The sequence below is a fragment of the Caballeronia sp. INML2 genome (assembly GCF_023631365.1).
GTDB classification, from domain to species: Bacteria; Pseudomonadota; Gammaproteobacteria; order Burkholderiales; family Burkholderiaceae; genus Caballeronia; species Caballeronia turbans.
Genome location: NZ_JALQDH010000065.1, coordinates 116,718 through 140,445, shown reverse-complemented (window position 1 = coordinate 140,445; position 23,728 = coordinate 116,718). Strand labels below are relative to the sequence as shown.

At 62.3% G+C, this 23,728-nt stretch carries 18 protein-coding genes and 1 pseudogene; 14 read left to right on the top strand and 5 right to left on the bottom strand.

Annotated elements, in window-relative coordinates; translation table 11 throughout:
• From NCT32_RS23375 to NCT32_RS23365, 3 genes and pseudogenes are all read right to left on the bottom strand, one after another.
• Positions 1–98 (bottom strand): annotated as a pseudogene (locus tag NCT32_RS23375) (peptidase M19); the annotation flags it as partial.
• A gap of 36 nt (positions 99–134) precedes the next feature.
• Positions 135–1,484: an MFS transporter gene (locus NCT32_RS23370; protein WP_250490566.1), complete on the bottom strand. Its 1,350-nt coding sequence runs from the start codon at positions 1,482–1,484 to the stop codon at positions 135–137.
• Positions 1,485–1,618: 134 nt separating this feature from the next.
• The gene (locus NCT32_RS23365; RefSeq protein ID WP_061121919.1) at positions 1,619–2,464 is read right to left on the bottom strand and encodes a glycine betaine ABC transporter substrate-binding protein; all 846 of its coding nucleotides are present in this window, start codon (positions 2,462–2,464) and stop codon (positions 1,619–1,621) included.
• 590 nt (positions 2,465–3,054) lie between these two features.
• On the opposite strand from NCT32_RS23365, the gene NCT32_RS23360 reads away from it, so the two are divergent.
• From NCT32_RS23360 to NCT32_RS23350, 3 genes are all read left to right on the top strand, one after another.
• Positions 3,055–4,680 carry an NAD-dependent malic enzyme gene (locus NCT32_RS23360; RefSeq protein ID WP_061121920.1) on the top strand — a complete coding sequence of 542 codons (1,626 nt, stop codon included), beginning with the start codon at positions 3,055–3,057 and terminating at the stop codon, positions 4,678–4,680.
• 258 nt (positions 4,681–4,938) lie between these two features.
• The gene (locus NCT32_RS23355) at positions 4,939–5,385 is read left to right on the top strand and encodes an SRPBCC family protein (RefSeq protein WP_061121912.1); all 447 of its coding nucleotides are present in this window, start codon (positions 4,939–4,941) and stop codon (positions 5,383–5,385) included.
• 81 nt (positions 5,386–5,466) lie between these two features.
• The gene (locus NCT32_RS23350; protein ID WP_061121921.1) at positions 5,467–5,799 is read left to right on the top strand and encodes a DUF2322 family protein; all 333 of its coding nucleotides are present in this window, start codon (positions 5,467–5,469) and stop codon (positions 5,797–5,799) included.
• Between the two features lie 45 nt (positions 5,800–5,844).
• Here NCT32_RS23350 and NCT32_RS23345 read toward each other — a convergent pair whose 3' ends face one another.
• Positions 5,845–7,197, bottom strand: a complete 1,353-nt coding sequence (locus NCT32_RS23345; protein ID WP_061121913.1) for an MFS transporter — start codon at positions 7,195–7,197, stop codon at positions 5,845–5,847.
• Positions 7,198–7,299: 102 nt separating this feature from the next.
• Positions 7,300–8,217, bottom strand: coding sequence for a 5-dehydro-4-deoxyglucarate dehydratase (gene kdgD / locus NCT32_RS23340; protein WP_061121914.1), 918 nt, complete (start codon positions 8,215–8,217; stop codon positions 7,300–7,302).
• A 205-nt stretch (positions 8,218–8,422) separates the two neighbouring features.
• Here kdgD and garD point away from each other — a divergent pair, with 205 nt between their 5' ends.
• From garD to NCT32_RS23285, 11 genes are all read left to right on the top strand, one after another.
• Positions 8,423–10,015, top strand: a complete 1,593-nt coding sequence (garD, locus tag NCT32_RS23335) for a galactarate dehydratase (protein ID WP_061121915.1) — start codon at positions 8,423–8,425, stop codon at positions 10,013–10,015.
• Positions 10,016–10,451: 436 nt separating this feature from the next.
• Positions 10,452–11,129, top strand: a complete 678-nt coding sequence (locus NCT32_RS23330; RefSeq protein WP_061121916.1) for a response regulator transcription factor — start codon at positions 10,452–10,454, stop codon at positions 11,127–11,129.
• A 109-nt stretch (positions 11,130–11,238) separates the two neighbouring features.
• The gene (locus NCT32_RS23325) at positions 11,239–11,922 is read left to right on the top strand and encodes a response regulator transcription factor (protein ID WP_061121917.1); all 684 of its coding nucleotides are present in this window, start codon (positions 11,239–11,241) and stop codon (positions 11,920–11,922) included.
• Between the two features lie 249 nt (positions 11,923–12,171).
• Positions 12,172–13,236, top strand: a complete 1,065-nt coding sequence (locus tag NCT32_RS23320; RefSeq protein WP_086961682.1) for a filamentous hemagglutinin N-terminal domain-containing protein — start codon at positions 12,172–12,174, stop codon at positions 13,234–13,236.
• The gene (locus tag NCT32_RS23315; RefSeq protein ID WP_250490565.1) at positions 13,233–14,498 is read left to right on the top strand and encodes a hypothetical protein; all 1,266 of its coding nucleotides are present in this window, start codon (positions 13,233–13,235) and stop codon (positions 14,496–14,498) included. Before NCT32_RS23320 ends, NCT32_RS23315 begins: the two co-directional genes overlap by 4 nt.
• Positions 14,499–14,785: 287 nt before the next feature.
• Positions 14,786–16,660: a peptide transporter gene (locus tag NCT32_RS23310; protein WP_250490564.1), complete on the top strand. Its 1,875-nt coding sequence runs from the start codon at positions 14,786–14,788 to the stop codon at positions 16,658–16,660.
• A 254-nt stretch (positions 16,661–16,914) separates the two neighbouring features.
• Positions 16,915–18,636 carry a ShlB/FhaC/HecB family hemolysin secretion/activation protein gene (locus tag NCT32_RS23305; protein WP_250490563.1) on the top strand — a complete coding sequence of 574 codons (1,722 nt, stop codon included), beginning with the start codon at positions 16,915–16,917 and terminating at the stop codon, positions 18,634–18,636.
• 139 nt (positions 18,637–18,775) lie between these two features.
• Positions 18,776–20,572, top strand: a complete 1,797-nt coding sequence (locus tag NCT32_RS23300; RefSeq protein WP_311768194.1) for a peptide transporter — start codon at positions 18,776–18,778, stop codon at positions 20,570–20,572.
• A 7-nt stretch (positions 20,573–20,579) separates the two neighbouring features.
• The gene (locus NCT32_RS23295) at positions 20,580–22,346 is read left to right on the top strand and encodes a methyltransferase domain-containing protein (protein ID WP_061117249.1); all 1,767 of its coding nucleotides are present in this window, start codon (positions 20,580–20,582) and stop codon (positions 22,344–22,346) included.
• Complete coding sequence (locus tag NCT32_RS23290; protein ID WP_061117248.1) at positions 22,343–22,663, top strand: hypothetical protein; 321 nt, start codon at positions 22,343–22,345, stop codon at positions 22,661–22,663. Before NCT32_RS23295 ends, NCT32_RS23290 begins: the two co-directional genes overlap by 4 nt.
• 430 nt (positions 22,664–23,093) lie before the next feature.
• Positions 23,094–23,519 (top strand): hypothetical protein, encoded by a 426-nt coding sequence (locus tag NCT32_RS23285; protein WP_143756300.1) that lies wholly within the window; start codon positions 23,094–23,096, stop codon positions 23,517–23,519.
• The last annotated feature ends 209 nt before the right edge of the window (positions 23,520–23,728 follow it).

Genomic DNA, 23,728 nt, shown 5'->3' with positions numbered 1-23,728 from the left:
GTCACGCCGCCCTTTCTCATGTCCTCGAACACGGAGCGCTCGAACTTCGAGATGTTCAGTCCGTCGATGATGATGCTCGAATCGTGAAGGCTACTCATTGCCGATGTCCGTTCAGTTTTGCGTGAAAGTCGAAATCAAGCCGTGCGTTCCACAGCCGGGCGCTCGCTCGCGCTTCCCCTTGCATGGCCTGCTTCCTCGAGCGCGGTCTTGGATGTTTCGCGCAACGAGAGGCCGCCGATCATCGCGAAGATCGACACGGCGATCAGGTAATACGCCGGCGACAGATTCGTTCCCGTCGCGGAGATCAGCCACGTCGCGACGAGCGGCGCGGTGCCGCCGAAGATCGTGTACGCAAGGTTGTACGTGATGGCCGATGCGGTGTATCGGGTCTTCGTGGCGAAAACTTCCGACAGAAGCGGGGCAGTGACCACGCCCGAAAGCACGGCGCCCACGGCGAGTAGCGCAACGCCAAACAATGAGCGGGACAAGTCGCCCGATCCGCCGAGCGCGAACGCGGGATAGACCGAGACGATGATGAAGATGCAGGTGCTCGCGATCGTCGTGCGGCGTCCCACCAGGTCGGAGAAAAGGCCCGCCAGAGGGCACAGGGCTGCGGCGAAGAAGAGTGCGAGCACGGTCGCGAGCAGCGAGGTTCCGCGAGACAGATGCCCGGCGACCTGCACATACGTCGCGAAATACGTCGTGAACGTATAGAAGGACAGCGCCGTCACCGAGACGAACGCGCCGAGTCTCAGGATGTTTCCGGACTGCGAATGGAGGGTTTCCATCAAGGGCGCGTGCGCGACTTCCTTCTTCCCTTCGAGCGCCTTGAATGCCGGCGTCTCATGCAGGTTCACGCGCAGATAGACGCCGATGAGACCGACTGGCGCCGCGATCAAAAACGGAACGCGCCAGCCCCAGTCGACCATCGCTGCGGGCGACAGCGACGACTCGAGGAGATAGGCGACCACCGCCGCGCACGCGAACGACGAGAAAGTCGAAACCGGAACGAAGCTGCCGAAGAACGCGCGGCGGCGGCGCGGCGCATGTTCCATCACATAGGCGCAGGCGCCTGCATACTCGCCGCCGGCGGAGAACCCTTGCACGCAGCGGATGATCGTGAGAAGAAGGGGCGCCCAATAGCCGATGGTCGCATACGTCGGCAACAGCCCGATCAACGTCGTGGCGCCCGCCATCAACAGGATGGTGAAAGCGAGGGTTCGCTTGCGACCGATCCGATCCCCGACGACGCCGAAGAAGAGGCCACCGAGCGGTCGAAACGCAAAAGCAACCGCGAACACCGCGAACGTCTTCAAAAGCCCGACCGTCGGGTCGCCGCTCGGAAAGAACTCGCGGGTGAGAATGGTTGCGAGGAATCCGTATGCGGCGAAATCGAACCATTCGACGAAGTTGCCTATGGACGCCGCGGCGATGACGCGTCTGAGCGTCCTCGTGTCCACCTCTTGGGTTGCTTGATTCGGCATGGCGCTTTACCCCTTTCACATGTCGGTTTCTGTCCGAGTTGTAAAGGAGCGTAAGCGCACAAATTACTTAGGTCCATACGTGTCGATTACCTAGGTAATCGGTCAGCCGCGCCACCGTCGGCGCGCCCGGACGCCTATTGCTGAAGCCATGCCTGAACTTTCTCCGGATGAGCATCGACGAACTTCTTCGCCGCCACGTTCCAGTCGTTCGTGGCATTACCTTCGAGTTCGATCGCCTCGACGTCCGCCAGGGTCAGCTTGAAGTGCCGGACGAAGACGTTGGCCCGAGGAAACTTCTGCGCGAATTGCTTCGAGCCGAAACCGTGAATCTGCTCGTCGCCGCCCAGCACGGCTTTTGGATCCTTCAGATATCGCATCTTGTACTTCTGCCATAGCCAGTGCGGGCTCCAGACTGTCGCGACGATCCAGTTCTTCGACGGATAGGCACGCGATACCGCCGTCAGCATGCCGGCCTCGCTCGCCCTGACCAGGTTATATCCGGCGAGGTTGTATTCCTTGAGCGCTTTCTCCGAGGCGACCATCTCGCCAGCACCCGGCTCGATGCCCTGAATCGTGCTATTCAGCTTCGCTTTGACATCGGGCTTGTTGAGATCGGCAATGGAGGCCACCTCGCTTTCGGGCACATAGTCGGGAACCGCCCAACCGATCTTCGCGCCGGAATAGATGGCGCCCAGATCTTCCATGTCGTTCTTGTAGCGGGCGTAGTAGGCGGCGTGCGTGACCGGCAGCCAGGCGCCGAGCATCAGATCCACGTCTCCTCTCGCGAGCCCCTGGAACTGGATGCCGATATCCGCGTTCACCAGCGTAACGGGCTGTTGCAGCTTCGTTTCGAGAACGTACTTCGCGGTGTAGACGACCGCCTGCGTATCGGCCCAGTTGGTCAGCGTGATCTTGAGCGGATCGGCGGCATTCGCGCACATCGCGAACGTGATTGCGGAGACTGCAGCGGCAGTCTTCATGACGAAGCGTACGGACAAGGCATTCTTCATTCGACGTTCCTTGTATCGGGTTGGTTTAATGAAGACCGGGTACGTTGAAGTCTCCTGATCTATGAGCACAATCGTCTGCCAGGCGAATCTGCATCGCTGCGGGCGACGCCCTGCAGTCGGCAGTATTCGGGCGCATTGACGCGCCGTCAATGTTCTTTGACTTCCTGAGCGCATCAATTCGCTCATGCATGCAGCGCGCGCTTTGCACGGGACGTTTCAGAAAGGGTTTACGTGTAGAAAAGCGGGTCGACACCCTTGCTATGAGATATCTCGATGCGCAACCGAAATGAAAGCGTCGTGGCGGAGTCGGCAGATCATGCCGGGAAAAGCAGAAACAGCACGCCGATGATGCCGCTCACGGCCGGATCGAACGCTTCGGCCATCCGTGCGGACGGAAACATCATCGACGGCTCCGGGTCACGCCGTTTCCTCCGACGGATCATGTATACGCCGCCTGATCCTGGATCGTGTTGCGGTATCGGCCCGAGCGACTATCCTTAGCGATGCATCTCGCGCGACGTCTTCATGAAATTTCCAGCTCACGTCAAGAAGGAACGATCATGTCCACGCAGGCCTATGGCTACGATATTCTGCACAATCCCCGGCTCAATCAGGGTTCCGCTTTCTCGCAGGAGGCGCGCAGAAAATATCGCCTGGAAGGATTGCTGCCGCCCGGTGTGACTTCGCTGGAGATTCAGATCGCGCGCACGCATGCGCAACTGTCGCAACTCGACAATGACCTGCAACGATATCTGTTCCTGTCCGACCTTCAGGCACGCAACGAGACGCTCTTCTATGCGCTGCTCATGTCCGACCCGGCGGCTTTCATGCCGATCGTGTACACGCCTACAGTCGGCGAAGCGTGCCAGAAGTTCGATCATGTGTTCAGGGCCACGCGTGGCCTCTATGTCCCGATCGACGCGCGCGGCCGCGTGAAGGAGCTGCTGCGCAACTGGCCGGAACAGGATGTGCGGTTCATCGTCGTGACGGACGGCGAGCGCATTCTCGGACTGGGCGATCTCGGTGTGGGCGGCATGGGCATTCCGATCGGCAAGCTCGCGCTGTACACCGCCTGCGCAGGCGTGCCGCCGGCGGTTTGCCTGCCCGTCACGCTGGACGTCGGCACGAACAACGCCTCGTTGCTGGACGATCCGCTCTATCTCGGTCTGCGGCACGAACGCGTGCGCGGCGATGACTACAACGCATTCGTCGACGAATTCGTGAACGCGGTGCAGGAGCTCTATCCGAAGTGCTGCATTCAGTGGGAGGATTTCGCCAACTTCAACGCGGTGCCCCTGCTCGCGCGCTTCAAGGACAAGGTGTGCACCTATAACGACGATATTCAGGGCACTGCCGCCGTGGCGCTCGCGGGCATTTACGGCGCGCTGCGCATCTCGAAGCAGAAGCTGACCGACCAGCGCTTCCTGTTTCTCGGCGGAGGATCGGCGGCCACGGGCATTGCCGAACTGATCAGCGAGGCCATGGTGCTGGAGGGCCTCGATCTCGACTCGGCTCGCAGGCGCAGCAGTCTCTTCGACATCAATGGACTGATGGTGCGCTCACGCACCGACCTGGCCGACTTTCAGAAGGTCTTCGCGATCGATCACGAGCCGGTCGACACCTTCGTCGATGCGGTACGGGCGCTGAAGCCGACGGGCATCATCGGCGTGAGCACGGTGCCCAAGCTCTTCAGTCAGGCGGTGATCGAAGCAATGAGCGAAATCAACGAGCGGCCGATCATCTTCCCGTATTCCAATCCGACGTCGCGTTCCGAGTGCACTGCGGAAGAAGCGTACCGGTGGTCCAATGGCCGGGCGATCTTCGCGAGCGGAAGCCCGTTCGCACCGGTGCAGATCGAAGGCCAGAGCTTCGTGCCGGGGCAAGGCAACAACGTCTATATCTTTCCCGCGATGGGCATGGCGGTGTTCGCCACGGAAGCGACGCGCGTGACGGAGGACATGTTCATCGTCGCGGCGAAGGCCGTGGCCGAGCAGGTCAGCGACGAGAGCCTCGACAAGGGTCTGATCTACCCGCCGCAAAGCCGCATCTTCGAGGCGTCGATGCATGTCGCGGCGTCGGTGGCGGAGTACATCTTCGATCATGGTCTCGCGCGTGTCGAACGGCCGGCCGATCTCGTCGCGCATATCAAGTCGGCCGCGTACGCGCCGGCTTATCGGCCGCTCTAGCGCGGTCTCGCTCGCGCTGTTCCAGTTGCTCGACAAGCCAGCACCTCTCGATCAGGAAGGATCGACGATCGCATGCGCCTTGTCGCGCAGTCAACCGTCTGCGGATCGCGCACCTCGGGAGCGCCATCCGCGAGCAAGTATCATTCCGCAGAACGAACGAGCGCCCAGGGTATTCCCCGATGCTCGGCCGTGTCGATTCACGCTGCGATGCATCGTCGTAGAGATGTGTCCCGTTACCCGAGTGAAAGAGAGCCCAACATGACTACCGGAACCATCCGTCTTCACCGTGTCTTGCGCACGACGCCCGAACGCCTCTACCGTGCGTTCCTCGAACCCGATGCAATAGCAAGGTGGCTGCCGCCTTACGGCTTTACCTGTCAGGTCCACCACATGGATGCGCGCCCGGGCGGCACCCACAAGATGTCGTTCCGCAACTTCGGCACGGGCAACGGTCATTCGTTCGGCGGCGAGTACCTCGAACTCGTGCCCTTCGAAAAGATCCGCTACACGGACCGCTTCGACGACCCGAACCTGCCGGGCGAAATGCAGGTTACCGTCTCGTTGCGCCAGGTGTCGTGCGGGACCGAGCTCAGCATCGTGCAGGAGGGCGTGCCCGAAGTCATTCCCGTGGAGATGTGCTACCTCGGCTGGCAGGAGTCGCTGGTTCAACTGGCGAGGCTGGTGGAGCCCGAGATCCCCGACTGAAGAAGCGCGCGATCAGGCCTTGCGCTGATCGGCTAAGATACTGCGCCCCGCCTCATCAACTCATAACGTGGAGTGCTTTCCGTGATCCAGCCGAGCAGCGTATTCAAGGACAACCTGGCCCAGATGCCCGCCATCGATGGCATCGAGCGCATCGATCTCGTCGACGGCAAAGGTGATCTGGTCGCGAACATCGAGAACAAGCCGGGCAAGCAAGGCTCGCTCGCGGTCTACCACTATCTGAAGCAGGCGTTCGGCACGCTCGACGCGAAGGCCGCGGAGCACGGTCTTGCCGTGTTCGCCGAACATACCGCCGATGCGCGCAATCGTCCGGGCGCGCATCCGAATGTCGATCGCCTGCTCGCGGTCGTCGATGGCGGCGAAGCGCTGCGTATCGACGTGATTCAGGCGAAGTAAGCGTCGTGCCCGTTCCGCCATCGACGGAACGGGCCGTCAGTCCGCTCAGACGCGCAACTCGACGCGCTTGATGTCCTTCACGATCACGAGATAACTGAACACCGTGATCAGCGCATTGATCCCGACGAACGCCAGTGCGCCGTTGAACGAGCCCGACTGCGCGACGAGATAGCCGATCACGATCGGCGTCACGATGCCCGCGACGTTGCCGAACATGTTGAAGATCGAGCCCGAAAGCCCGATGGCTTCCTTCGGCGACGTATCCGCGACCACCGCCCAGCCCAAGGCACCGATGCCCTTGCCGAAGAACGCGAGCGACATCAACGCGACCACGACCCAGTCCGTATCGACGTAATTGCAGCCGATGATGCACGACGACAGCAGCATGCCGCCGACGATCGGCGCCTTGCGTGCCAGCGTGAGCGAGCACCCGCGCCGGATCAGGCCATCGGAGATGACGCCGCCCAGCACGCCGCCCGTGAAGCCGCAAATGGCCGGCAGCGAGGCGACGAAGCCCGCCTGCAGGATCGTCATGTGGCGCGCCTGCACGAGATAGATCGGGAACCACGTCAGGAAGAAGTACGTGAGCACGTTGATGCAGTACTGCGCGAGATACACGCCGAGCAGCATGCGGTTCGTGAGCAACTGTCTGACGACGGGCCAGCCCACGCTGTTCGTCGCTTCCCGCGATGCGCCGCCCGCGCGCTGATGACCGCGGACGATACCGCCACCTTGCTCGATATATTCCAGCTCCTGCCGGTTCACGCGCGGATGGTCCGCCGGGTTCTTCATCACCGAGAGCCACGTGAGCGCGAGCAACAGGCCCGCGATGCCCATCACGATATAGACCTGATGCCAGCCGAACGCGTGCGTGAGCCACGCCATCAGCGGCGTGAAGATGACAGCCGCGAAATACTGCGCGGAGTTGAAGATCGCCGATGCCGTGCCGCGCTCCGTCGTCGGGAACCAGCTCGCGACGACCTTCGCATTGGCCGGGAACGCGGGCGCTTCCGCCGCGCCCATTGCGAAACGCAGCACGAAAAGCGCCGTCACGGCGGTCGCCGCGCTGCCGAGCAGGCCGATGGCGCTTTGCAGCAACGTGAAGAGCGACCACAGGAAGATGCTCGCCGCATACACGCGCCGCGCGCCGAAGCGATCGAGCAGCCAGCCCGCGGGCATCTGCGAGAGCACATACGCCCAGCTGAAAGCCGAGAAGATGTAACCCATGCGGATCGCATCGAAACCGAATTCGGCGCGCATCGCCGAGCCGGTCACCGAGAGCGTCGCGCGGTCCGCATAGTTGAACGTCGTGATGACGAAGACCAGCAACAGAATGAGATAGCGCACGCGGGTGCGCTTCATGACGTCCGCGGGATTCGCGGTGCGGCTCATCGACATGGACTTCCCCTTTGATTCGATCGTGCTGATGCACGAAGGGCCGCACGGGCGGCCCTCATGTGCGAAGCTACTTCCGCGCTTCGCTGTCTCCTTCCGTACCGCTTACTGCGCGCCGAGCTTCTTGATCAGCACGTCGAGCTGCTCCAGCTCGTCTTCCGTCAGATCGGTCAGCGGCGCGCGCACCGGACCCGCGTCGTGGCCGACGAGCTTCGCGCCCGCCTTGACGATCGACACCGCATAGCCCGCTTTGCGGTTGCGGATCTTCAGGTACGGCAGGAAGAATTCGTCGATCAGCTTGCCGACGGTTGCCTGATCGTCTGCCGCGATCGCGCGATAGAACTGCATCGCCGTCTTCGGGATGAAGTTGAATACCGCCGACGAGTACACCGGCACGCCCAGCGCCTTATACGCGGCTGCGTAGACTTCGGCCGTCGGCAGGCCGCCCAAGTACGAGAAGCGGTCGCCGAGACGGCGGCGGATCGTCACCATGTTTTCGATTTCGCCGACGCCGTCCTTGAAGCCGATCAGATTCGGGCAGCTATCCGCCAGTTGCTCCAGCATGTCGGCATTGAGCTTCGAGTTCGCGCGGTTGTAGATGATCACGCCCATGTTCGGCACGGCCTTGCACACTTCCTCGGCGTGCGCGCGGATGCCTTCCTGCGACGCTTCGGTCAGATAGTGCGGCATCAGCAGAACGCCTTGCGCGCCTTGCTTCTCGGCTTCTTGCGCAAACGCGATGGCCGTGCGCGTCGGGCCGCCCGCGCCGGCGAGGATCGGCACCTTGCCGCGGCACACTTCGGTGGCCGTCTTCACGATCTGCGAATATTCGGGTTGCGTGAGCGAGAAGAACTCGCCCGTGCCGCCCGCGACGAACAGCGCTGAAGCACCGTAGGGAGCCAGCCATTCGAGGCGCTCTGCGTAGGTATCTGCGCGGAAGTTGCCTTGCTGGTCGAAATCCGTCACGGGGAAGGAGAGCAGACCTTCGGAAACGATTTGCTTCAGTTCTTGCGGTGTCGTCATGATGTGCGTGTCTGGTTGGTCAGCGACCGGCGGGTGCCGAGCTTATAGGTCATCGTACAACACACCGCGACGTCAGACAACGGGTTAAAGCCAATGTAATCAACGGATACGGGTAAATACTAACCCGCTTTGATCGTCTATGTTGTAGGATGACATAACTCCAACCGCAGCCGCGCGGGTGTCGTTCGCTCAAGGATTCGTCAGAATGAATCAAGCCCCTCTCTATATTCGCGTCCATCCGGATGACAACGTCGCGATCGTCGTCAACGACGGCGGTCTCGGCGAAGGCGCCACGTTTTCCGATGGCCTCGTGCTGCGCGAGCGCGTGCCGCAGGGCCACAAGGTCGCGCTGAAGGATCTCGCGGAAGGCGACGCGGTGATCCGCTACAACGTGGTGATCGGCTATGCGACCAAAGCGCTGCCGAAGGGAAGCTGGGTGAACGAGCACGTCACGCGCATGCCGGCGTCGCCCGAGCTGCACGATCTGCCCATCGCGACGATCAAGGCGCCTGACGAGTCGCCGCTCGAGGGCTTCACGTTCGAGGGCTATCGCAACGCGGACGGCTCGGTCGGCACGCGCAATATCCTCGCGATCACGACGACCGTGCAATGCGTCGCGGACGTGGTGCAGCACGCGGTCACGCGCATCAAGGCCGAATTGCTGCCGCAATACCCGAATGTCGATGACGTCGTGAGCCTCGGCCACACCTACGGCTGCGGTGTGGCGATCGACGCCCCCGACGCGATGGTGCCGATCCGCACCGTGCGCAACATCGCGCTGAATCCGAACTTCGGCGGCGAAGTGATGATGGTGAGCCTCGGTTGCGAGAAGCTGCAGCCCGAGCGCCTGATGCCGCCGGGCACGATTCCGATCGCGGCTGCATCCGCGCAAACGGAAGATGTCGCGGATATCGGCGACAACCTCCACGACGACAACGGCGGAACCGTCGTGCTGCAGGACGAATCGCACGTCGGCTTCGGGTCGATGATCGATTCGATCATGCGCATGGCCGACACGCATCTGAAGCGGCTGAACAATCGCCGTCGCGAGACGTGTCCGGCGGCGGATCTCGTCGTCGGCGTGCAATGCGGCGGCAGCGATGCGTTCTCCGGTCTGACGGCGAATCCGGCGGTCGGCTTCGCGACCGATCTGCTCGTGCGCGCGGGCGCGACCGTAATGTTCTCGGAAGTCACGGAAGTTCGCGATGGCGTCGCGCAGCTCACGGCGCGTGCGGCAAACGGCGACGTGGCGCAGGCGATCATCCGTGAGATGCAGTGGTACGACGATTATCTGAAGCGCGGCGGCGCGGACCGCAGTGCGAACACGACGCCGGGCAACAAGAAGGGCGGCCTCTCGAACATCGTCGAGAAGGCGATGGGGTCCATCGTCAAGTCGGGCAGCTCCGCCATCTCCGGCGTGCTGTCGCCGGGCGAGAAGGTGAAGCAGAAGGGCTTGATTTACGCATCGACGCCCGCGAGCGATTTCATTTGCGGCACGCTGCAACTCGCGGCGGGCATCAACCTGCACGTCTTCACGACGGGGCGCGGCACGCCGTACAGCCTGGCCGAAGTGCCGGTGCTCAAGGTCGCAACGCGCTCGGATCTCGCACGCCGCTGGCACGATCTGATGGACGTGAACGCGGGCACCATCGCGACGGGCGAAGCGACCATCGCCGATGTGGGCTGGGAGCTGTTCCGGCTGATGCTCGATGTCGCGAGCGGCAAGAAGCAGACGAAGGCCGAGGCGCTCAGACTTCATAACGCGCTCGTGCTGTTCAATCCCGCCCCGGTGACCTGATCCGACCGCGCTTGTCGCGGACAACATTTCCTGCTTCACGAGCCGCACCCCGAAGGTTTGGACGCCGATCCACCTTCGGGGTGTTTTCTTTTGAGCCGCCTGGATTCTCGGGACAGGCGCCGGCAACCATTCCAGGGCGCGACCTTGCTACCTCCTCTGCCGCGACGTCCGGCCGCGTGAGCGATCGCGCCCAAGATTTCAACATCGTTCTATATGACCGGAGTGGTCGCGCCTTTATCGTTCAATGCAAGTCACTACACGATCGATGCGCAGGAGCGCGTCGAAGGGCAACTGCTTCTCATCGTATCGCTGTGACGACATCGCAGCGCGCTCCCGGCGTTCCTGCGACGCTCGCTGAACAATCGGACCGACGGTCGAGACCTGCGAGAGCCATTTGATCAGGAGGCCTCATTCGGCCTGTCAGGAGTTGTTTGAGATGGAAAAGACAAGAATCGCCATCGTCGACGATCATCCGCTCGTACTTTACGGCCTTCGTAAGACCTTCGAGGCCTCGGGCTTCGATGTAGTGGGCGCGTACACGAGTCCGGCGCAATTGCTGCAATCGTTGAGCCACGAGCCGTGCGATGTCGTCGTCACGGATTATTCGATGCCGGCCGACCGGGCGCTCGACGGATGGCGCTTTCTGGCCTCCGTCTCGAGCGAGTTTCCGGACCTGCGTGTGCTCGTCTATACGGAGTTCGACGACCCGTTCCTCGTGGGCAGTCTCGTGAAGCGGGGCGTCGCGGGCATCGTGAGCAAGCGCGACGAAATGCATGAAGTGCTGGCCGCGGCGCGCGGCCTCGCGCAAGGCGAGCGCTATCTGTCGCCCATCGCGCACGCTTCGCTGGAGCGCTTCGGCGCGATGCCGGAATACAAGCGATTCATGGCGCTTACCCGCCGTCAGATGGAAGTGACGGGACTGATGCTGTGCGGCCTGAGCGTCTGCGAGACGGCCCGTCTGCTGCACCGGCGCATCAATACGATCAGCACGCAACGCACCGAAGCATGCAGGCGGCTCGGCTTCTCGGGCGAGTTCGAGATGTTTCGCTTTGCGATCGACCACCGCTTGTGGCTCGATCGTTCGACGCCCGAACGCGAGCTCCTGCCCGCCTGACGTGAGTGGATCCATGCGGGAGCGGGTGCCGATGGATCCTCGTGGAGACTCACCCGCCGGTCGAGCCGTCAAAGGGACGGCAGATGAACCGTTCCCGTGAGGTTTCGAAATGTTCGAAAAACGTATCAGCGTCGCGATCGTCGACGATCATCCGATCGTCGTGCGCGGACTGCGCGCCGCTCTGGAAAGCGCCGGCTTTCACGTGGCGGGCGCCTTCAGTAACCCTGCTGAGTTGATGGCGCGCCTCGAGTGTGTCCGTTGCGATGTCATCGTCACTGACTATTCGATGCCAACCGGCGGCACGCTCGACGGCTGGCGCTTTCTCTCTGCAGTCTCCGCACGCTATCCCCGAGTGCCGGTTCTCGTGTACAGCGAGTTCGACGATCCGTTTCTCGTCGGCAGCCTGGTTCAGCGAGACGTCGCCGGCATCGTGAGCAAGCGCGAAGATATGCACGTAGTGCTGGATGCGGTGCGCGAAGTGGCGACGGGAAAGCGCTATCGCTCGCCGGCGGCCATGTTCGCCCTCACTCGATTCAACGCCCAGGTGGACTTGCAGCGCTTCGCGTCCCTGACGAAATGGCAGATGGAACTGGTCGGTCTGATGCTGTGCGGCATGAGCGTCGTGGAGACGGCGCGGCTCTTCAGTCTCGGCAAGAGCACGGTCAGCGCGCGACGCCTGCACGCATACAAACGGCTCGGGTTCTCGCGCGAGGCGGATCTGCATCGCTTCGTGGCGGATCGCGGCTTATCGCTGGACCGCTCGCGCGCCGCGCGCGAAATGCACTGTTTCTGATGCGCGTGTCTGCCGGCCCGCCGTGAGCGGGCCGTTTTCTTCTTTAGGAAGTTTCCTGATTTTCAGGATCGTCCGGCGCTTCATCGCCCGCGCCGCGCCTTGCACGGTGGATCCACGCTGCCGGCGCCCGGTGTGCCCCGGAGATTCGAACTTCTTCTATATGGGCCGAAGGCGCGGCTTTCTACCATTCGTTTCGAGGATTCGGTAAAGGCGTCCCGGCTTGCGCAGTGAGCCAGCTGAGCCGCGTCGATGACAGTCGAGGCTTGCCAGCAGACTTCGAAGGCGGCGTCGAATCCGGGTTGCCAGATCGCTCAGTCCTTTCCGTGGCTCATCCATCTGAAGCGTATTGGACCGCCGTTGAATCATCAACGCGGGACGTCTCATCTCTCATTAATCTTTGTCTTTCTTATGAACAAGAATCGGTTTCGTCGCGTCTTCAGCAAGCGACTTGGTATGTTGGTGGCGGTCGCGGAAGACGTGGTCAGCCAGGGCAAGACGCCGGGCGAAGGCGCGGCTTCCGGCGCCGCTTCGGATGAAGGCGCGCTCGGCGTCGTATCCGCGATGACCGCGTTCGCCGTCGCGATTCTGGCGACGCAGCCCGGCGTGAGCTTCGCGCAAGCGTTGCCGACGGGCGGCCAGGTCACGGCCGGTCAGGCGTCGATCTCGCAGGGTTCGAATACGATGACCATCAATCAGGGTACGCAGCGTACCGTGATCGACTGGAACTCGTTCAATATCGGCAGCGGCAACACGGTGCAGTTCAATCAGCCGAACGCGCAGTCGCAGGCGCTCAATCGCGTGACGGGCGGCGGTGCATCGAACATTCAGGGCTCGCTGCTCGCCAACGGTCAGGTGCTGATCCAGAACGCGAATGGCGTGCTGTTCGGCAAGGGCGCGATCGTCAACGTGGGTTCGTTGCTGGCGACGACCAAGTCGATCGATGCAAATCAGTTCATGGCGGGCGGCCCGCTGCAACTGAGCTCGACGGGCACGAACGCGAGCGTCGTCAACGACGGCACGATTCAGGCGCAGGGCTTTGTCACGCTGATGGGTGATCAGGTGCGCAACAGCGGCTCGATCACGACCGCGCAAGGCGGCCAAGTGGTACTCGCCGCGGGCGATAGCGCGACGGTGGCGCTGCCCAACGGCCAAGGCATCCAGTTGACGCTGACCAATGCGACGGCCAACGCGCTGGTGGAAAACAGCGGCACGATCAAGGCCGAAGACGGCTCGGTGCTGTTGACATCAGCGGGAACTCGACGAACAACGGCACGACGAATATCTCGGGTAACTCGACCAATGGCACGGGCGTGATCGACGACGGTTCGATCAACACGACCGACAATGGCACGACGAACATCTCGGGCAATTCGACCAACGGTGACGGCACGGACATCAACGGCTCGATCAACACGAGCGGTAACGGTTCGACCAACATCGACGGTAATTCGACCAATGGCAACGGCACGGTGATCGAGCCGAACGCGTCGATCAACACGACCGACAACGGCACGACGAATATCTCGGGTAACTCGACCAACGGCACGGGCGTGATCGACGACGGTTCGATCAACACGACCGACAATGGCACGACGAATATCTCGGGCAATTCGACCAACGGTGACGGCACGGACATCAACGGCTCGATCAACACGAGCGGCAACGGTTCGACCAACATCGACGGTAACTCGACCAGTGGCAACGGCACGTGGATCGAGCCGAACGCGTCGATCAATACGACCGACAACGGCACGACGAATATCTCGGGTAACTCGACCAACGGCACGGGCGTGATCAACGATGGCACGATCAACACCTCGGACAACGGCACGACGAACATCTCGGGCAATTCGACCAACGGCCAGGGCGTGATCGACGACAACGGCACGTACAACACCGACGGCAACGGTACGGTGAACGTGATCGACAACGGCGATATCAGGCATACGGGTAGCGGCGGCCAGAACCAAAACGGCGGCACCGACAGTGGCACCAACGGTGGCGCGAACGGTGGCAACAACGGCGGCACGAATGGTGGGGATAACGGCGGCGCTAACGGCGGTGGCACGGACAACGGTGGCAACACCGATGCTCACGGCGGCTCGGGCAGTTCGGCGGGCGGCACGGCGGCGGCCATTGTCGGCGGTGTCGGTCTGGCAGGGGGTCTGTCGTACCTGATCTACGAAAGCGCGATGCACATGTATCTGGACGAAGCGCAACCGCTGACGATGGAACTGGGCGACGCGGCTTTCTGGACGGATGCAACCGTCGAGCAAGTCTCGATCGACCTGACCACCGAGACGGCGGATGTCGATCTGCTGACCCGCGCGGGCCTACTGTCGCGTCACATGCAATATCGTGACGGCGCGGACGGCGTGAAGCACTACGCGTTCGAAGACGACAAGAAGCAGACCAAGGCGGACCTGTCGGTGAACATGAACACGCGCGAATACTTCTACACGGAGAGCGGCGTGAAGGACGGCAAGCCGTATGTCGTCAAGTCGCATGGCTGGCTCAAGCCGGGCATGGCGGTTCATGGTCATTCCACCGTGGCCGAAGCGGGCGGACGCGCCTGATGATGCGCACGACGAGCAGTAGCACGCTCGTCGTGTGAATCGGGGCGGGGCAGCGTTTCCTTGCATGAGAAACGATGCATCGCCCGTTTTACGCAGTATCGAGCCCGGCCTTTGCGCCGGGCTTTTTTGTGCCCGCTCGCGACATTCGCGCCGCGAAATTAGAACTTCTTCTATTCGTGAGGTCCGGTCGAAACCTTAATCTTCTCCTTGTCAGCGCCAGGCAGTCGCGAGGCACGAGCGAAACAGCGGCCAGAGGCGCATCGGAACAAACGACCAGGAACCGAAAGATGAAATTCAGCATCGCAAAGTTTGAACACCTCTGTTATCGCCGCGAATACGAGAAGGCGAGTCGCATGCTTCTCGAACTGCTCAACAAGATCGACCAGAATTACGGTGTTCTCATGGACGTCGACACGTGGGCGCAATCCGCCGAAGCGCGCGACATCATGGACGACCACCTGCTCACGCGCCTCACTTCCGCGATCACGGCACTGGCGTCCGATCCGAAATTCACTATTTCAGACCACGGCATCGGCAAACTGATGCTGTTTCAGCGATGGCTCGCCGCGCTGTTCGCCGCCAGCTCGTTCCGCAACGCGGACCACATCCTCCGTTCGCTCAGCGCGAACGAGGAATCGCGCAATTCCCTCGAACTGCGCAACAATGAGTTTCGCAAGTTCCAGCTTTTTTATCTGCCGGAGTCGGAAGTTCGCCTCGACTGGGACCTGCTCTGGAAGCACGACAAGGTGATGACGGCCAGCATGGCCACGACGATCATGTCCTCGCGCTTTCTCGCGACGCCTTCCGCACACGCCAAGCGTGAGATGCTGCTGAGCTGGCTGCCCGAGCGTCTTGCCGAAGTCGAAAGCGTCGACGTGCTGCCGATGGGCGTTTTCCACGACATGTACATGCACTGCAGCTATGCCGACCTGCCGGGCAAGCACGACATCAAGAAGCCCATCAATACGCTGGTTCGCCGCAAGCTCGCGAGCCTCGGCATCCACGATGTCGAACGCCGTGCGCAAGCGGTCGAACAGGGCGAAAAACCCGTGCTGCTCGTCGTGCTCGAATGGTTCTCGAAGAATCACTCGATCTATCGCACGCATTCGCAGACGATGGTGGCGATGCGCGACAAGTTCCATCTCGTCGGCATGGGCTATGAAGGCCGTGTCGATGATGCGGGCAAGGAAGTGTTCCACGAGTTCATCCCGCTGCAAGGCGCAAACCTCTGGGAGGTCGCCAAGCATGTTCGCCAGACGAGCGAAGAGCGCAATGCCCAGATGATGTACATGCCGAGCGTCGGCATGTTCCCGATCACGATGGTGCTGGCATGTTTGCGCGTCGCACCGCTGCAGATGATGGCCCTCGGTCATCCGGCCACGACGCACGGTCATGCAATGGACTATGTCGTCGTCGAGGAAGATTACGTCGGTGACGAAGCGTGCTTCAGCGAAAAACTGCTGAAGCTGCCCTCGGACGGCATGCCGTATCGTGCGCCTGCGGCGCTGCTCGAACTCGAATTGCCGCCGAAGCAGGCTCCGGACGGCGTCGTGAAGATCGCCGTGGCCGGCACGACCATCAAGCAGAACCCCGGCTTCCTGAACACGTGCGCGGAGATCGCGCGGGAGTCGAAAGTGCCGGTGCATTTCCACTTTCTCATGGGGCAGGCCAACGGCCTCATTTATCCGCAGGTGCGCAATCTCGTGCGCCGCCTGATGGGCGACAAGGCGACGGTTCACAAGCACCAGAACTACGGCAGCTACATGAAGGTGATCTCCGGCTGCGACATGTTCCTCAATCCGTTCCCGTTCGGTAACACGAACGGCATCGTGGACACGGTGTGGGCGGGGCTCGTCGGTGTGTGCAAGACGGGGCGCGAAGTGCACGAACACATCGACGAAGGCATGTTCCGCCGCCTGGGCTTTCCCGAATGGATGGTCGCCAGGACCACCGAAGAGTACAAGGCTGCGGCGTTGCGCCTGATCGGGAACGCCGACGAGCGCAATGAACTGGCCGCGAAGCTCGCGGGACCGCAGGCTATCGAAAAGCTCATTTTCAAGGGCCGGCCGGAGATTCTCGGCGAGCGCATGCAGGCGCTCTGGCAAGCGCAACTGCGAAGCGGCAACGTCAAACAAGCCGAGCGTGCCGAAGCGCTCGCATAAACGAACGCGTCAGTCGCATCGAGGAATCAGGAACCCGGCCATCGCGCCGGGTTCTTTGCATTCGAAGCGTGCCTGCGGGTGAAAGCAGCATCGAAATGCAGCGTTTCAGCCCTGCTGGACGGTACTTTAGAACTTGTTCTATTCGATCAAAGCACCTCAATCCTTAACCTTTGTTCTGAGAACGATACGCGGACAAAGGTTGATGAACCAGACGCGACGTTCAGGCGTTTTGGTTCAATGCAAGGATACGTGTGATGTTGAAGATGAACGAGATTGCGGAAGCGGCCCGCCGCCTGGTGTGTGTCGGATCGGTGGTGCTGGCTGGCATGGCGGGTGCGGAGCGCGTGATGGCATCGGAAGTCACCGATGCAGAAGCGGTGGTTCAGAAGGCGATGCCCGTCAAGGCAGACACGGCGGCGAGCGAAAGCGGCGTGAGCGTGAAGGTGGTGCCGGCGCAAGGTGCCGATGCGCTGCTGGTGAAGCAACTGGTCGCCGCGGATATCAGGAAGCTCGGCGATGCGCCGGGCACGTTGAAGGAAGTCGATCGCTGGTCGGACGTGCTCACCGCGTCATTGCGTCAGAGCGGCTTTCCGCTCGCTCTGGTGCTGATGACGGATGCCGACTGGCGCGCAGCACAGAAGGGCGCCCAGGCGCAATTCACGGTGTTTCCGGGGCGTATCCGCCACATCGTCGTCAACAACAAATCGCGCGTCGCGGATGCGCGGCTGCAACGGCTCATCACGCATGCGCTATGCGGCAGTGACGGCGTGGAGGGCGCGTGCCTGTTGCGCACATCGCGGCTCGAGCGTGCGACGCAACTGCTGCAGGACGTTCCCGGCGTCGCGATCGACGGCGCGCCGCGTTTCTCGCGGGGCGCGAGCACCGGCGAAGTCGATGTCGTGTTCAACATCGCGCAGAACGGCAAGCCCGCCCAGGTCGATCTGATCCTCGACAACAAGGGTGTCGAATCGACGGGGACGTACCGGATGGGCGTGACGGCATCGGCGAACAATCTGTTCGGCGCCGGCGACGCCTATGCGTTCACGATCACCAGCACGGACAAGAAAATGTGGACGGGCGCCCTGACGGGTAGCGCGCCGATCTTCGATGACGGCCTGCGCATGACCGGCGGCGTCACGCGTCAGCAATATTTCATCAACGCGGGAACGCCGGTCAAGGGCGTGGCGACGACGGGGCAGGCCGGCGTGCAGTATCCGTTCGCGCGCGGCCTCGACGCCAACGTGTGGGGCGGCGCATCGCTGCTGCACAGTCAGACCTCGACGGACTTCAAGGATTTCGGCGCAACGTCACACAGCAAGCTCGATTCGGTGCAGCTCTCGCTGACCGCGGATAACGGCGAACGCGCCCGCGCCCTGCGCACCAATCTCGCGGCGGGGCAGATCGCGCTGACGTTCGGGCATCAACGCAACGACGATCCCTCGGACCCGATCACGCAGCGCGCGGGCAACTACGCAAAACTGACCACCACGGACTTCGGCACCTTCGCGCTTTCGAAGAGCGGCAACACCTTTGTTTCGGGCCGCGTCACCGGTCAGCTCGCGAGCCGCAATCTGGACGCGAGCGAGAAACTCGGCCTTGCCGGTCCCGACGCCGTACGCGCCTACCGCGCCGACGAAGGTTCCGCCGATGAAGGTGTCGTCGCGAGCGTCGGCCTCTATCAACGCATCCCCGTTGCAACCGGCCATCAGATTCAGCTGGGCGTCTTCAGCGACTTCGCGTATGGGCGCGTGAATCACTCGCCGTGGGATGGATGGGAGACCACGTATCCCGGCGTGGACGGCGTGACCAACAACCGCGTGCTCGCCGGCTACGGCGTGAGCGTCGACTGGCTGACGCCCTTCGGCGCGACGGTGTCCGCGTCCGTATCGCGACCGTATCGCTTCTCCGAGACCTCATGGGTGGAGCCCGGCAAGAAGCCGACGCAGTACTGGCTCTCGGTCACCTGGAACCACTGATCGCGCGGTCCGCTCTGGCGCGAGGCCAGCGGGCGAACCTCATGTGCAGTAACAACCGGAACGGAATCATGCAATTCAGCATCAACAAGTTCGAGTACCTCGCTATCGCCGCGAAAAGGAAGCCGCTGGCCGTGAGCTGTTGAAGTTGCTCGCGAGAATCGACGAGAACTACGGCCTTCTCATGAACGTAGATAGCTGGGCGCAGTCCTCGGAAGCGGCGATCATCATGGATGACCACCTGCTCACGCGGATCACGTCGGCCATCACGGCGCTGATGAGCGATCCGGACTTTCAGCTGTCCGACGTCGGCATCCGTCAGGCGCAGGTGTTTCAGCGCTGGCTCGCGGGCCTCTTCGCGGCGAGTCCGTTCCGCAACGCCGATCACATTCTCCGCACGCTCGGTCTCGACGAAGAAGCGCGGCACTCCGTGCAACTGCGCGCCGGCGACATGCGCAAGTTCCAGTTGTTCTACACGCCCGAGTCCGAAGTGCGGCTCGACTGGGACGTTCTCTGGAATCACGACAAGATCGCCACGGCGAGTCTCGCGACGACCATCATGTCCTCGCGCTTTCTCGGCACGCCCGCCGCGCATCAGAAGCGCGAAATGCTGCTGCGCTGGCTGCCCGGCAAGCTCGACCAGATCGAGAGCATCGACATGCTCCCGTTCGGCGTGCTGCACGACATGTACATGCATTGCAGCTATGCGGACCTGCCGGGCAAGCACGACATCAAGAAGCCCATCAATACGCTGATTCGCAGCAAGCTCGCGAACCTCGGCATTCACGATGTCGAACGCGCTGCGCAACCGGCCGCCAGGGACGACAAGCCCGTGCTGCTCGTCGTGCTCGAATGGTTCTCGAAGAATCATTCGATCTATCGCACGCACTCGCAGACGATGGTGGCGATGCGCGACAAGTTTCATCTCGTCGGCATGGGCTATGAAGGCCGCGTCGACGAAACAGGCCGCGAAGTATTCGACGAATTCATTCCGCTCGCGGGCGCCAATCTGTGGGAGCACGTGCGCCAGGTGCGCGAAGTGAGCGAAGCGCGTCAGGCTCAGGCGATGTACATGCCGAGCGTCGGCATGTTCCCGACCACGATGGCGCTGGCGTGCCTGCGCGTCGCGCCCCTGCAGATGATGGCGCTCGGTCATCCCGCGACGACGCACGGTCATGCGATGGACTACGTGGTCGTCGAAGAAGACTACGTAGGCGACGAAGCGTGCTTCAGCGAGAAGCTGCTCAAGCTGCCTTCGGACGGCATGCCGTATCGTCCGCCTGCGGCGATGCTCGAACTCGATCTGCCCAAGCGCAAGCGCCTCAAGGCCGACCCCGTGAAGATCGCTGTCGCGGGCACGACCATCAAGCTCAATCCCGGCTTCCTGCAAACGTGCGCGGAGATCGCCAATGAAGCGCCGGTGCCTGTCGAGTTTCACTTTCTCGTCGGTCAGGCGACGGGCCTCACGTTCCCGCAGGTGCGCAACCTCGTGCACCGCCTGATGGGCGACAAGGCCGTGGTGCACAAGCATCAGGACTACGCGAGCTACATGAAGGTGATCGCGGGTTGCGACATGTTCCTGAACCCGTTCCCGTTCGGCAACACGAACGGCATCGTGGACACGGTGTGGGCGGGGCTCGTCGGCGTATGCAAGACGGGGCGCGAAGTGCACGAGCACATCGACGAAGGCATGTTCCGCCGTCTCGGCTTTCCGGAATGGACCATCGCCGGCACGACGCAAGACTACAAGGCGGCGGCGCTGCGCCTCATCGAAAACGAAAGCGAGCGGCGCGATCTCGCGCGGACGCTCGCAGGCAAAAAAGCCATCGAGAAGCTGATTTTCAAGGGACGTCCCGAGATTCTCGGCGAGCGCATTCAGGCGCTGTTGAAAAATCTGCATGGTGCCCAGGCACGCGTTGCGGTAACCGAAGCGAAGTGAGGTAAACATGAAAGAAACCAGCAAGGCAAGTCTGCGCCGTTCGCGCGAACCGGCATTCATCCAGCACTATTTCGTGGGCGACGGCATCGACATCTGCAGCGCCGATGATTCCCTCGCATCGCATGCACACGTCTTTCCGCGTTTGCGCAACGTGACGTCATGGTCCGCCACGAAGGGCGATCTGTCGTCGATGAGCGGAGCCGACGAAGCGGCGTTCGATTTCCTGCATGCCAGTCACGTGCTGGCCGGGCAGCAGAATCCTCACAAGGCGCTCGCGCGCTGGCTCGAACTCGTGAAGCCGGGCGGCCATGTCATCGTGACCGTGCCGGACGAAGATCTCTACGGCAAGGGCGTCTGGCCGAACCGCTTCAACAGCGCGCACAAGGCGAGCTTCACGATCCACAAGGCCGAGAAGATGCTGCCGCGATCGGTGAACGTGCTCGACATGGTGCAGGCGATGTCGCCCGTGGCGGATTGCGAACGTATCGCGCTCGTGCGCGACCACTTCGATGCCGCCAGACGCGACGCCGACCAGACCGCCGACAGTCATGCCGAATGCGTCATCGAAATCGTGCTGCGCAAGCGCGCAGTGGCCACGCCGCAAGCGCTGAAGCACGCGATCGGGCACGCGCGCAACGCCCGCGATGCCATCGCCGCGGCGCAGGCAGCGGTGCGCCAGTATCCGTACCGCTTCGACATCTACCATCAGGCGATGTTGGCGCTGCTGCGCTGGGATGCGCCCGAGCATGCCGACGCGATATGGAAGCAGTGCGTGGAGCGCCTGCCCGGCGAACATTTGCCGCGTCTTTACGAAGCATTGCACCTCATCGCGCGAGGCAAGCTGCACGAAGGCTTCGCTCTCCGAGAAGCGCTGATGGGCCCGCTGGGATGGAAACGCCGCACCACCACGCAGCCTCCGCGCGACGTGCCGGAGTGGAAGGGCGAATCGTTGAGCGGCAAGTCCATCGCCATCTGGAGCGAGTTCGGCCTCGGCGACGAGATCTTCTTTCTGCGCTTCGCGAAGATCATGCGCGAGCGTTGCGGCGCGAAGCGCGTGGTCGTCGTGTGTCAGGCGCCGCTCGTCGAGCTTTACGAAGCGTCGCTCGATGCCGGCGATGTCGTAGACGTGCGGGACGCGGCGAACCTGTCAGGAATCGATTACTGGGTGTTCCCGCACGCGATTCCCGCGCAACTGCCGCTCGAACTCGATGCGCTGCCGCCGACCGTGCCTTATCTGCGTGCGCCGGAAGCCGTTGCATCGAAGCTGCCCGAGGTCGCGCCCGGGAAGCTGAAGGTCGGCATCGTATTCAAGGGCAACCCGACGCACGAGAACGACGCCAGCCGCTCGCTCCCGTCGCTTGCCGTGCTGAACGATCTCTTCAAGGTAGACGGCATCGAATTCTTCAGCCTGCAGAAGGGCGCGGGCGCCGACGAGGCCGCTGAGTACGCGGAGCAGCGCGGGAACTTCCACGACGTGGGCGCGCATCTCAACACGATGGCGGAAACGGCGAGCGTGATCGCGGCACTCGATCTCGTGCTGACCGTCGATACGTCGGTTGCGCACGTCGCGGGCGCGATGGGCAAACCGGTGTGGCTGATGTTGCCGTCCTATGGCGACTGGCGCTGGCACTACACGCGTGAAGACAGCCCCTGGTATCCGACGATGCGCCTGTTCCGCCGCCGCTTCGGTTGCGACTGGTCGGAAGTCGTCGCGCGCATCGGCGGACACTTGCGGTGTCTGCTGGACGAGAACGCATCGCGCGAGGCCGCATGAAGGAACGCGTTTCTGTCGGCCGCGTTTTCGCGAGCTTCGTCTGCAACTTCATGCTTGCAACGGGCGTGCTGCTTTGGCTTGCCGACTTCGTTCACCGTGCGTGCAGCGCGTGTACGGCCCCGCAGCGCGCGTTGATCGGCATAGCGGGGGCAACGTGCATCGTATTCGCGCGGCCCGCGCTGACGGCGGGGCGCAGGAACCCGCGCCGCTCTTTCCATGATCGCGAGCCCGCCCTCGACGCCATGTTCGTCGGCCGTCTGATGGGGCTCGCGCTCGGCGTGATGACGCACTTGTGGCTCGGCATGCGGTTTAACTGAGCGCGCGATGGCGTTCGTCGCGAATCGAATTCCATCTATAGCTGCTGCGTCCTCGACGTTTGAAAATGAAGGCAAGCGGTAAAGCTCGGGAAAGGCGCGTCGCGTGTCGAACCTTTCGCGCGCCGCCCCGTCAGGACATCCGACCTTGCTTCGGCCCAGATTGCCGCCTTATCCAGGCGGTTTTTTTTTTAAAGCGGGACGGTTTCGACGATCGAAACGGTGTGTGCCTCGCGGTGCCGCACGTTATCGACATTGTTCGATACATGGTCCTGTCGCGTTTGACTACAGTGATGCGATCCAGACCAAGGCGTTGACGCAAGGCCTCGTGTGCGCGATGCCGGTGGCGGCTGCGCTTCGACGCGCAATGCATCGCTGATCGGGAGACGGTCGCGTCATCCTTTGCACGCCGCATTGCTAGCCAGGTGCCCTTATGCTCGTTTTAGATTCGATCAGCCACGCCTTCCGGAAGTGTAGTGAAGCAGCGGGATTCGCATCGGCGCTCTTGATTTCGATGTTCGTCGGCATGTCGTTCGTCATCGTCGCCGCGCTCTGCCTGAAAACGTCGGAGTGGATGATATTGGTGCTGATCGCGGCCATCGTTATCGGATCGATGCTCGTGATCACCTGCATGCTCGTCGCCGGAGGCAGTGAAACCAGAAAGCGCGCGAGTTCCCGTGTCATGTCGATGCCGCTGCATCATTTCGCCCGAACCACGCAGCAAGCGGACGATGCATCCGATGCGTGCGGCGAGCCATGGAAAGGCGCAAAGCCGAATTGCAGCCTGTGCCGCTCTAGTGCCAAGCGCCTGCGCCTTGGCTGTTTCACCTGCAACGTTTACTGTGAAGGCCGGAAATGAACCATGCGGCTCTGGAGTCCGGCGGGCTCGCGCACATGCGAGGCTCAGCGCTAGTCTTTGAATTCGAATCCCGGTATCCTAAGACATACTCATTCTATTCCAGCCGGGTCGGGGGGCGCGTCAATGCACTGTTCCGTTCGTCTGTTGCATCGATCGCGTCGAGCAGCGCGTCTGTTTCGACTTCTGAATCAATTATCGAAGACGCCGCG